12 protein-coding genes and 1 pseudogene are annotated in these 10,764 nt (G+C 57.7%); 6 read left to right on the forward strand and 7 right to left on the reverse strand.

Going from position 1 to position 10,764, the window contains the following annotated elements; translation table 11 throughout:
• Nucleotides 1-680: 680 nt before the first annotated feature.
• The 4 genes and pseudogenes from V7082_RS20005 to V7082_RS20015 all read right to left on the reverse strand — a co-directional run bounded on the left by V7082_RS20005 (nt 681) and on the right by V7082_RS20015 (nt 4,348).
• A complete protein-coding gene (locus V7082_RS20005; protein ID WP_334151315.1) occupies nt 681-803 on the reverse strand; it encodes a hypothetical protein in 123 nt (40 codons plus the stop codon).
• Nucleotides 804-1,348: 545 nt separating this feature from the next.
• Nucleotides 1,349-1,994: pseudogene (locus V7082_RS21645) on the reverse strand (integrase core domain-containing protein).
• A gap of 841 nt (nt 1,995-2,835) precedes the next feature.
• Nucleotides 2,836-3,786, reverse strand: a complete 951-nt coding sequence (locus V7082_RS20010; RefSeq protein ID WP_334151316.1) for an AAA family ATPase — start codon at nt 3,784-3,786, stop codon at nt 2,836-2,838.
• A 208-nt stretch (nt 3,787-3,994) separates the two neighbouring features.
• On the reverse strand, nt 3,995-4,348 hold the full coding sequence (locus V7082_RS20015; RefSeq protein ID WP_334151318.1) for a hypothetical protein: 354 nt from the start codon (nt 4,346-4,348) through the stop codon (nt 3,995-3,997).
• A 329-nt stretch (nt 4,349-4,677) separates the two neighbouring features.
• Here V7082_RS20015 and V7082_RS20020 point away from each other — a divergent pair, with 329 nt between their 5' ends.
• Both V7082_RS20020 and V7082_RS20025 read left to right on the forward strand, forming a co-directional pair.
• On the forward strand, nt 4,678-4,908 hold the full coding sequence (locus V7082_RS20020; protein ID WP_334151319.1) for a hypothetical protein: 231 nt from the start codon (nt 4,678-4,680) through the stop codon (nt 4,906-4,908).
• Nucleotides 4,909-5,374: 466 nt separating this feature from the next.
• Nucleotides 5,375-5,725 carry a YopX family protein gene (locus V7082_RS20025; protein ID WP_334151321.1) on the forward strand — a complete coding sequence of 117 codons (351 nt, stop codon included), beginning with the start codon at nt 5,375-5,377 and terminating at the stop codon, nt 5,723-5,725.
• Here V7082_RS20025 and V7082_RS20030 read toward each other — a convergent pair whose 3' ends face one another.
• The 3 genes from V7082_RS20030 to V7082_RS20035 form a co-directional block, all read right to left on the reverse strand.
• Nucleotides 5,726-6,004 carry a DUF6953 family protein gene (locus V7082_RS20030; protein ID WP_334151322.1) on the reverse strand — a complete coding sequence of 93 codons (279 nt, stop codon included), beginning with the start codon at nt 6,002-6,004 and terminating at the stop codon, nt 5,726-5,728.
• Nucleotides 6,001-6,195, reverse strand: coding sequence for a YodC family protein (locus V7082_RS21650; RefSeq protein WP_442909830.1), 195 nt, complete (start codon nt 6,193-6,195; stop codon nt 6,001-6,003). The genes V7082_RS20030 and V7082_RS21650 overlap by 4 nt, the downstream gene beginning before the upstream one ends.
• Nucleotides 6,196-6,456: 261 nt before the next feature.
• The gene (locus tag V7082_RS20035; RefSeq protein WP_334151324.1) at nt 6,457-7,146 is read right to left on the reverse strand and encodes a tyrosine-type recombinase/integrase; all 690 of its coding nucleotides are present in this window, start codon (nt 7,144-7,146) and stop codon (nt 6,457-6,459) included.
• Between the two features lie 264 nt (nt 7,147-7,410).
• Between V7082_RS20035 and V7082_RS20040 the strand changes: the two genes are divergently transcribed.
• From V7082_RS20040 to V7082_RS20055, 4 genes are all read left to right on the forward strand, one after another.
• Entirely contained in the window at nt 7,411-7,638 is a 228-nt protein-coding gene (locus tag V7082_RS20040) for a hypothetical protein (RefSeq protein ID WP_334151325.1), read from the forward strand.
• Between the two features lie 1,234 nt (nt 7,639-8,872).
• Nucleotides 8,873-9,199, forward strand: coding sequence for an STAS domain-containing protein (locus V7082_RS20045; RefSeq protein WP_334151327.1), 327 nt, complete (start codon nt 8,873-8,875; stop codon nt 9,197-9,199).
• A complete protein-coding gene (locus V7082_RS20050; protein WP_334151328.1) occupies nt 9,196-9,564 on the forward strand; it encodes a response regulator in 369 nt (122 codons plus the stop codon). Before V7082_RS20045 ends, V7082_RS20050 begins: the two co-directional genes overlap by 4 nt.
• Nucleotides 9,561-10,764: Hpt domain-containing protein (locus V7082_RS20055; protein ID WP_334151330.1), on the forward strand; the 1,204-nt coding region annotated here is incomplete at its 3' end. The genes V7082_RS20050 and V7082_RS20055, both read left to right, overlap by 4 nt.

The raw sequence follows: 10,764 nt of genomic DNA on the forward strand, positions 1-10,764 counted from the left end.
CGCCCCGTGCGGTCATTCCGGAAGTATCACGAGGCAGCCGTTAAGATCGTGTTAATAATCCTGCGAGCAACATGCGATCCGATTTGCAGCCTAACGCATTGATATGAACTAGATTTCAACCTAGCCAAAGAAACAATTCATCCGGCATGTGCCCCGATTTGTACCCCAATTTGTACCCCAAAATGATGCACAGGAAGGCGCGCGCGCTGGGGCGCGAGCCTAACCGTTCACAAGCTTCTTGTATTGCAGGCGGCAAAGGCCACCCGTGATGAGGGCGATAACGATCCCATAGACGTACCAGGGCGCATCCGGCATGACATCCGGCCACATGCCATAGGCCACCAGGGCCAAGATGCATAAAGAAATGAACGCCAGTCAGATTGACACACTGTCCCGGCTTAGGGCGGCCATTTGGCCGCCAGGGCAAAAGCAAAGCCGAGAAACGCATTTTCCTGAAACGCGCGTTTTTTATGGGGGCGGCGCGCCGCAGGGAGCCCACGAGCCGGAAGGACCCAACGCACGCCCTCTACGGTCACGTTGCGTTGTCGGTCGGAAAGAGCGATCAATGCCGATAGCACGCGAGACCGAGGCCCTCATGACGCTCCCTGCCCCGCAGGCGGCCATTACAAGCCGTTCCTTGCGGTAGATCCGGAGCAGCGTGTGTGCTTCTGTCCGTGGATCTACGCGACGGCGAGCCTGACCTCGCCGAGGGCAATGTGCTCCTCGAACCAAGCGTAGGTGCTTTTGAGGCTTTCGCCCAAATCGATGCGCGCGCGCCAACCCGCCTCTGCGAGTCTCGACACGTCGAGCAGCTTGCGCGGCGTTCCATCCGGCTTCGAGGGGTCGGTGCGGATCTCGCCCCCGAAACCAACTACCTCGGCGACAAGTTTGGCCGCTTCGAGGATTGACGCAATCCCCCCGATTGGACGCCGTCTCGTTGAAATGGCAGGTCAATGAGAGTTACGCCAATCTCTTCTAGCTCACGGCTCGAAGCACTGAGAGACGCGACAAGGACGGCGGAGCATCCACTAGAAACGGCCTTGCGGGAGAGGTATTGAAAATGAGAAATAAAGAACCAATCAACATTGATCAAGTAGACAACAGTGCTTCTCTGTCGCCGCGTTGCAATTTTTTGTGAGCAGTAATTTTGCGTATCGTCAAGCATAGCCCGGCAATATTATCCCCCCTGAGTTACACGTAATCACATCTTTGTACTTTCACATCCCATTAAAAATGCAACGAGCCGTTAATAGGCCATCCTCGAAAGCTGCATTAAGAATAATTATTCGTCGAAAATTCACACCAGATAACTTGAAGACGAGCCTGTCCCTCATGGCAATATCAAGGATTAAGGCAGGATCCGGTCGCTACTGGCCAGCATCTGGTCTGACCGGAGCGAAGCGAAGGCCAAGCGGGATGCTGATGGCAAGATCGTCTCGGGGGCTGACGGTCGATAGCCGAGGTAAGAATGTGGTCTGACGCCATTGTAGTGGTGCCGCCAGCGCTTGATGAGCATCTGGGCTTCGTAGAGTGTCGAGAACTGTTCGCCGAAAAGCAACTCGTCGCGAAACTTGGATTGATCTCGTAATAGCCGCTCTCCATAGCGAGCCCGGTTCGATATAAAGCGTCTTCTGCCAACCCGACCAACCCAACAGCACACCCGCCGCCGGGCGACGAACTCAGGCCCATTGTCTGAGTGATATGCTACTGTGGTCCATGCCGGCTCATGAAATCGTCAGTCCGTGCAGCACGTCGTCGGACGCAGTCTTCGCGCAACGATGATCGCTAGGCAGCGTCGCGTAACGTCAGATCGGACACTGCCTTCTTTAGCCGCTCATTCTCGCGCTCGAGTTCCTTCAGGATGCCGCTTGATCGAGCTCGAGGCCACCGTACTCACGCCGCCACTTGTAAATGGGCCTGCTCCGAAACCCCAGATCACGGCAGATCTTCCCAAGCATCGCACCCTGACCGAGCTGAACCTCCGCTTCACGCAACGCCGCGGCCTACGCTTTGTTCCAGTCATTTTCGGATACAACGGTCGAAGAGCGCTGCCTGTCACGTCTCGAGAAGACGAAGCGAAACGCCGATCGTAGGTTTGCAAATACGTGCGATTTTTGGGGGGCGGCGCGCCGCATGTCGCGCGAGGCGCGGGAAGAACCTAAGCCCTACCCCCCCTACCCCCTAGGACCGCCTGAGAAGCCCGCTGGTGGCGTGCGCGACGTGCGCTTGGGTTTGTGGGTGCGGCGCGTGCTGGACGGCCTTCCTGCGCCTTCTGTGGGCGTGGTGCTGTGGGTGTGCGTGGTGCCTCGGTGTGCACGGTGCGTGGTGTGGCCGCCCGCCGTTGGCGGGGCTCCCGCCCGCGTGCCGCCTGTATGTCTCCCCCCCCCTAGCGAGGTCATAGAGGTGCTTTGCCTATAGGGGTGCCGGTGGACGTGTCGTCGTCGATCTGCCGCCGCTCCGGTCGCATGCACCCGGCGTCTGCGTTTTCAAATCGCCAGTTCAAATCGCCAAACTTTTTGGGGAAAACGAAGCCGGGCCGACAGGGCGGCGCGCAGGGCGCGCCTGGGCCGGCAATATGTTGGTCTTGTTGATCATCCCGGCTGCAAGCGCCGCACGGCGGTGCGCTTTGTTGGCCAGCAACTTCACACGCGCACTGTGATTCAATGTCAAAGATTCGAGAGTCGACTTGCGCTGTTAGGGGGGGGGCTCATGCCCCCTTACCCATGTAGGCCTATATCGTGACCGTATAGAGCACCGTTTCAGTGATCTATATATACAAGATAGAGTGAGTGTGATGTTTGTGATGGTTGTAACGGGGGCGAGTAGGGCACGCGGTCACGCGGTAACGGGCTGGTATTGGCCTCGGCCGAGCCTCTCGACCTCGCCGGCCTGCATCATCCTCGGCAAGTGTTGCCTGACGACCTCCGCGCTCACGTCTGACGCGGCGGCGATCTCGCCAGGGCCGATAGGCTTCCTGGCGGCCACCATCGCATCGAGGATTCGTTTCCGACTGTCGGACCGCGCCCGATCCTCGGGATCCCCAACGTCTTCGAACCGGCCCGTCTTGCCATCGAACGCAAGTGCCAAGTTGAATTCGTTAACGTCTCGACCCCGCCCGTACAGGACGAGCCCATCCGGGCCTCGGTCCAGGATCACTACATGGTCCGCCGCCCCGGTCAGTCCCGTCGTCGCACTCACTGCGTCAAAGGGGTCATGATCGGCGTCGAGCTTCCGCGTGTGCGTAATGGCGACGACGGCGATGGCGAACTCGTCGGCCATGTCTTTCAAGGGCTCGAGGACCATATAGTCGTTCTCGTACGCTCTTGCCTTTTTGTCCTCGCCTTTGATCTTTTGGAGGACATCGACGACGACAAGACGCGGGCGATCCGCCTTTCTGATCCAGCTCCTGATCGCCCGGTCACCGCCTTTGTCTAAGGCCGGGCATCCGGTCGCCAGTGCGAGCGTGTCGGGAGCATCACCTTGTTCGCCGAGGATCGTGCGCACGCGGCTTTGTAGGCGTGCCTGCGTGTCTTCTAGAGCCAGGTACAAGACATCACCGCCCTCCTCAACCTGACGATCGAGGAAGCGCTCGCCCGACGCGACGGCCAGGGCAGCATTTAATGCAAACCAGCTTTTGCCAATTTTTGGTTTTCCAGCGAACACGGTTAGGCCGGCTGGAATAATATCGTCGATGATCATGGGCACGCTCGCGATCTTTTTAGCCAGTAGATCGCGAGCAGATATAACCTCGAGCATGCAGTAACTCCCAGCACGCCGCTTGCTCATTCTCTCGCGATTTGCTACTGAGAAGGGGCGTGACTATTTCTTTTTGCAGTTAGTTGCCCCCGGTTTTCCTGGGGGCTTTTTTTTATTCAGGTGCAAGCCTGAAGCTCGCGGCGGCGCTTTTCAAGTTCATTTGGAAATGAAGCCGAAATGCCGCATTGTAAATTTTACATGCTATTTACAGCGAGCGGGTTGAGTTTGCTTTCGCCCATTAGTGCGTAAACTCCGACCACCCCCAGATTGGATCGCCAAATCGCGTGCGACCGTCGGTATGATGAAACCCTGCGTCGCGCCACGCATGGTGCGTGGCCACTCCTGGATTTTGTGATGGCTCAAGTTGAGCGATGGTCTCTTCCGCGATCTCAGCGGCGATGCAGGCAAGCGACAGGCTTAGAAAGGGGCTAAGGGCTCGCCGGCTCTGGCGGTCGACTAAATAATAGACGAGGTCCTCACCCCTGCCGGGTAGCGCAATCACTCCGTACTTGCCTCGACACCATCCATCGACCTCAACCACGGCGCTGCCGTTGATCACCACCTCAATCGTGCTTTCGGACCAATCGAACATAGGGCTCTCCTTGAACTGAACGCAGTCCAAAGATCCCCGCTCAGCGCGCCCAAGTTAAAAGAGATAATAGGTCCAACACTCTGATATGGTTGTAGATTTTACAACTATCGGTTGGAAAAAATCCAACCCCTTCAAGCGGTCTGCCGCGAGTTCAAGGCCTTAGCGTGAGGGCGCGGGTGACGACCGCGGGGTTGGATTTCGATCCGATGCTGTGGATAAGTTGGGGATAACCCCGCCCCGGTTTCAGCCGGTGCGGGGGTCGTAGGTTGTGGCTATCAATGATGAGCTTGGATAATCAGGGCGAAAGACAAAAGGGAAGGGAGGTTGACGTGCGAACCGAACGCGACGAGCTGCGGGCTCAGACGAAAATGATGGCCGAAAAGAGGGCTCTTGAGGGGTTTGCCTCCCTCTACATCGTGCTCAGCATCCTTGCCATGTCGGCTTGTGTCATATGGCCAGACGCTATGCCGGATGCTCCCTGGTACGTCTATGCGGTGGTCATCGGCATCTTCACTGGTTGGCTTGCCCGTCTGCAATACAAGAAGCTCATAAACGGGTAAGCCCTGGCGCACCATGGGCCGCTTTCTCTCCGCTTTGCCCCGCCCCGGTTGCATCCGGAGCGGGGGCTTTTTATGCCTTGGTTCGGCGGAACGTCGCCGGAACCTGTCGCCTTTTGCCGGGAGGTTAGGCGGGCCGAACCGCGCCTAAGTCCTTGATTTGTCTAAAAACCCGCAAACCCCTACGGGGCGCCAGAATATTTTTGTGGAAAATCAAGCACTTAGCGTCACTAAGTAATCCATACACAGAACTTTTTATGGTACAGGGATAACCTGTGCACACGCGGTACGGACGACGGTACAGCGCCATTTCGAGCGCTACTGTACCGTAACTGCTCACAAATCCCGCCAGACCAGCGACTTGCGATCTCTCGCTCGCAAATGCAGCGTGGGACTCGAACCGTAGTTCCTCTGCGCTGTCCACATCGACGGCTTGCGAGTGCGAGAATGCTGCGTATGCTGAAATTATATGCGCGAGATCAAGTTTAGACAATTTTGCTCTGACGAGAACAGCTACCAATACGGGATGCACTTCTATGATCCCCACCAGAGAACTCTCGTCAGAGACGGTAACTGGCACACGATGCAATTCACCGGCCTCAAAGATAAGGCCGGCAACGACGTCTATGAGGGCGACATAGTGCGCGCAGTCGATCGCGGTGATTGGCGCAACGCTGAAATCGCTTGGGGCATGTGCGGCTTTTTCATCCGTCTGAAGCACGCGCCACACATCTGGTACTTGTGCAAGGGGCGAGATGGTACGGACATGCATCTCGAAGTCATCGGGAATATCTACGAGAACCCGGAGCTACTCGCTTGATCAATCCTGCGCACGCCCTGGAACGTCAGTAGCTATTCTTTTTCTCCAACACTTTTCCCCTTTTGACCACACGATGTCATCGCCGGAGACTTTTCGGAACGCATCAAGCACTGCCTTCTCAATAGCTGGATTACCGGCAGCGTTGTCGTAAACGAACGACTTCCCGAATTGACGCATGATCTTCCAAGCAGCGTCATCCTGATAGAGCGGCTTCTTATCGCCTATCTGCTCCATCATCCATTTTGCTACATCGTCTGCTGAGTGGCCCGGGTCAGTCATTTCTTCGACTTCTCGTCTTTCTTGGGAGGAGAGATTAACGAGGCAACGGGGAACCGCCCCTTCTCTAGCTTCCGACCGCCGAACCACTGGCACCAAACATGGTCTGCGTCAGTACGCTTTGGCTCTTCCGAGACAGTCATCTCCGGCCCACCGGATTTCAGAATTACGACGTCTCCTACCTTTAACGCCATCGGCAGTGCTCCTCCTATTGACGGTGCGTGCAATTTCTAGGCGATTTTATTTGTCAGCACTACCCCATTCAGCATGCTTCTTCTTGCCTCGCCTTCCGGCACGGTACGAACGACGGTACAGACGGGCTATCGCCGAAAAAGTTAGAGGCACTGCAAGGCCATAGAGACGGCTTTCGAGTCCCCTACGGGGCGCCAACATCATTGATTTTATTGGGAGATTTTCCGGTTCGGCCAGAAGGTTCGCAAGGTTCGGCTTTTTGGCTATCGACCGAGGTGGGTTGCAGCTGCCTCGGCCATCTTCCTTTGACGCGCGCCGCGCGTGTAGCGATCGACTTCGGCCGCCGTCTGATGGCCCGTGATCGCCATAATGTGCCGATCCGAACAACCAAGCTCAGCAAGCCGCGCCGCCGTCGCCTTGCGCAAACCATGCGCCGAGCAATGCGGCAGACCGGCTTGATTGCACCAGTCGCGGAAGCGGTTCCCGAAGCCGGCCGCCGTGTAGGGATTGCCGAACTCCGTCACCAGCCATGTCGTCGTCCCAACAAGATGGGTCGAGCGTATGATCCGCCGGAGCTCGGGGATGATCGGAAGGGACAGATCGACCGGGTTCCGATTGCGGTTCTTCCACTGACGGAAAGACATCCACTCCCCTTTGACCATCGGCTCACCGAAGCGGATGATGTCACTACGACGCCGTGCGGTGTAGAGGAGGAGCGCCAGCGCGAGACGTGCGCGCGTTCCAACTGCGTGCCTTTCCTCGAACTGCTCGACCTCCTCGATTGACCACGAATGATAGCCGTCGCCGGTCACCCGTAGATAGGACACGTCCCGCGCTGGGTTGCTCTTGACGATATCCGGCTCGGCCTCAAGGCCCCATGTGAAGACGGCGCGGAAGACCTTCAGCCGGGTGTTCGCGGCGTTGGGGAACTTCAGCTTGCGATCGCGCAGCACGCGGAACGCCTTGGGCGTCAACTGGTCAAGCGGGAAGTCCGCGAACGTCTCCGTTGATCCGGGCGCGATAGGTTGTCATTCCAGATGCTCCTGGCGTTTGCGGCGGCGACCCAACGCCCGAGGTGACGATTGCCGATGCTACAAGCACGCTCTGCGAGGTGGCGCCAATCATATGGCAGATGGAACACCGATCCCGGAGCCGCACACCCTCTCCGAACTTCGTGCCGATCCCGATGTCGCCGCTGAGGCGGAGCAACGGCGGTGATGATCCCCCTCCTTCTCGATCGCGGCCAGTCGGTTCGGGCAAACATCTCGCTCGACGCCGGTCTTCTCGAAGCCTTCGACACCGAAGCATCACGGTGCAGCCTGACCCGCTCCGCCTTCTTCGTATCGGCTGCAATGGGCAAGGTGGTCGGCGTCGAGACGGGCGACCCCAAGGCCCGCGCGAGGCAGCACCGGCCAAGGCCAAGACGGCCCGACCGCTTGAGGTAATCCGATGATAGGGAACAGGGTATACAAGGGCGGAGACGAGTGCGATGCCTTCTCTCGCCGGTCACGCGGCTTAATCCGATGGAAGCGAGGGGAGCTAAAGAAGATCAAAAGGCGCTTTTCAAAGCGTATGAGGAAGATAGCAAAGGCCCGCCTTGGCAACCCAACAGAATAGCCGCCACAAACGCAAAAAGGCCCCCCGCCATCCCGAACGAACCAGGATGGTGGGGGCCAATTTATTTTCCATTCACGGGGCGGTGTGTGTGCCGCTGCCCCGCGCTTAGATCAGCGCGAGAATACCGACAGTGATGACGCCGATCGCGGACATAATGCCTTGACGCTTAACCGTCTCGAAGGAGGTCCGCCGCGCGCGGAGGTGCTGAAAGTCGCGCTGTGCGCTCAAGATCCCTTACGGCGATGACGTGTCGATCCCGAGCGTAAAAAAGAGCTGCAGAACCCTTTCTCCGACCTCGGATGCGATCCGCTCAACCTGGTCTCTCGTGAGCTTGATATTTGTTGGGTCGCTCTGCTTGCGCCGCGCCCTGCTCTTTGTTGCCGTAGCGCGGGAGCGGGTAGTCATGGGCACACCATTACGAAACGAACGAACTGACACGACTTAATGGGCGAGGGATTGCACGCTCTCTTTTGAGGCGGTGGAGCCTTTGCCTTTGGGCGAGGCTTCGATGCGGCCGCCCTTGCCCTTGCCCGCCGCTCACGATCGCGCATCCGCTTGACGAGACCCGCCTTCCTTTTGGCGAGACGCGCCGCCTCCTGGCCTTTGCCATCCAGCGCCTGCATGGTCTTTTTGAGGTTGCTCTCGACCTCTGACTTGGCGTTCGCAACCTTGACCGGGACGGTCACGAAGGAACCGGCCTTTTCCCAACCAGCAGCCGACGCTGAAGTTGACCCAAGAGCAAGCACGATCAGGGAGGTGCTCTGAGGTTCCAAGACCGCGGCACATCTGGCCCAACCATCTCGCCTTAAACGAGCCGCACCTCCGCCTCACGCAGAGCCGCGATGATTTCTTCCGTCAGCGAGCTGTATTTCTTCAAGAAAACAGACCAATACGCAAATTCCTTAGAGCTTTGTTTAAACCTATAAATTAGAAGTCATGCCCAGGTGAAATTAGATGGAGATAGTCAGCCATTTATGAGCGCTTGCTCATGCGGGCATTATTCAAAACGCACAGATCGCGGAGCTCTACTTTCCATAAGCAGAGATTTGGCGAGGGAGACACATGACCTCAGAGAGTCGAGCCAGATTAAGCCTTGAAGGCGCCTTGAGCGTTCGGGATGTAAAGAGCACGAAGCTGCGCCTCGAAGAGGCATTAGCGGGCTTCAAGGTGATTGAGATCGATGTCAGCAATTTAGCCGGCGTCGATACTGCTACAGTGCAGCTTCTGATTTCCGCCGGCCGGACGGCTAAAAATCTTGGCAAAGAACTGATAATTTCCGACCGGTCTAAAGCCTTCGATGAATTCCTCACTCAATTAGGATTTGTTGTGCCGGGCGGTGACGACGAATTCGCATTTAGCCAAAAGCATTCGGAAAAGGATGCGGCATGAGCAAGACGATCCTCACGATCGACGATTCTGCATCGATCAGGCAGATGGTTAGCCTCACGCTTTCGGGCGCGGGCTATCGCGTCATTGAAGCAGTCGATGGCTCCGACGGCTTTTCCAAGGCGACGACCAACCGGATCGACGCTGTCATAACCGACCTCAACATGCCCGTGATGACCGGAATCGATTTCATCCGGAAGTATCGCACCCATCCTTCGAGCGCCGGTGTTCCGGTCGTCTTCCTAACAACCGAATCCGACGTGGCCATGAAGGCTGACGCGAAGGCGGCTGGCGCCACCGGTTGGATCGTCAAGCCGTTCAAGCAGGATCAGTTGCTTGCTGTCGTCAAGAAGATTGCAGGCGCATGATGACAGCCGATCCCAGAGAAACATTCCGCCAAGAGGCACGCGAGCTGCTCGAAGCGCTCGAGCAGGCATTACTCGACCTCGGCGACAAGCCGGAAGATCGAGAGCTGGTCGACGGTGCCTTCCGCGCACTGCACACGCTCAAGGGCTCAGGTGCCATGTTCGGCTTCGACGAGGTAGCCGATTTCGTTCACGAGTTCGAGACCGCCTTCGATCAGGTCCGCAAGGGTAGCGCGAGGATCAACCCGGCGCTGATCTCGGTCGCGCTTGCAGCGAAGGACCACGTATCTACGCTTATTGTTGAACCCGGCCAGCACGCAGCAGGCGGAGCGCCTATCCTGGCCGAGCTTAGAACGATCGTTTCAGGCGGAAGCGCCGTGGCTGTTGTGCCCGTTGCGTCTGCGAAATCTGCCGGCGTGGTCGGAGAGCCCCAAACTTGGCGTGTCAGGTTCCACCTGCCGGACGATGCGCTGATGTTGGGCACCAATCCGCTGCTACTGCTTGACGAACTCCGCGATCTCGGTGCCTGCGTTGTCACGGTACTGACCGGGCGTGTGCCGCCGCTCGAGGATATCGATCCGGAAGCGTCCTACCTCGGCTGGGAAGTCCTATTGACCACCAGTCATCCGCGCGAAGTGATCAATGACGTCTTCATCTTCCTACGTGACGGCATGGAGCTGACGATCGAGCTCGCAGATGTCGTGGCGATGGAGAAGGCGATCTGTGCATCTCCGGGCAGCGCTCATGCATCCGCCGGTAGCGAACACGATTCGGTCAAGTCATCCCAAAAAGGCAAGCCTATTGCGGAGCCGAAAACTGGATCGTCGCTTCGCGTACCGGCAGAGCGCCTCGACGAACTGATGGACCGCGTTGGCGAGCTTGTGATTGCGCAGGCACGCCTTTCCCAGATCGCTGCCGCCAGTGATGACTTGAACCTCAAATCCGTCGCTGAGGAGATCGAGCGACTGTCTTCCGGGCTGCGCGATACGACAATGGGCATCCGGATGGTGCCGATCGGAACGTTGTTCGGTCGTTTTCGCCGTTTGGTGCACGATCTTTCCGGCGAACTCGGCAAGAATATCGAGTTTCTCACCTCGGGCGAGGAGACCGAACTCGACAAGACCGTCATCGAAAAGCTTGCCGATCCACTAGGCTCGAGACTCAATCAGGTCCACCAAATGATGATCGCAGCTAGGATGGCCG

Origin of the sequence: Hyphomicrobium sp. (assembly GCF_036833075.1) — a bacterium.
GTDB lineage: Bacteria > Pseudomonadota > Alphaproteobacteria > Rhizobiales > Hyphomicrobiaceae > Hyphomicrobium_C.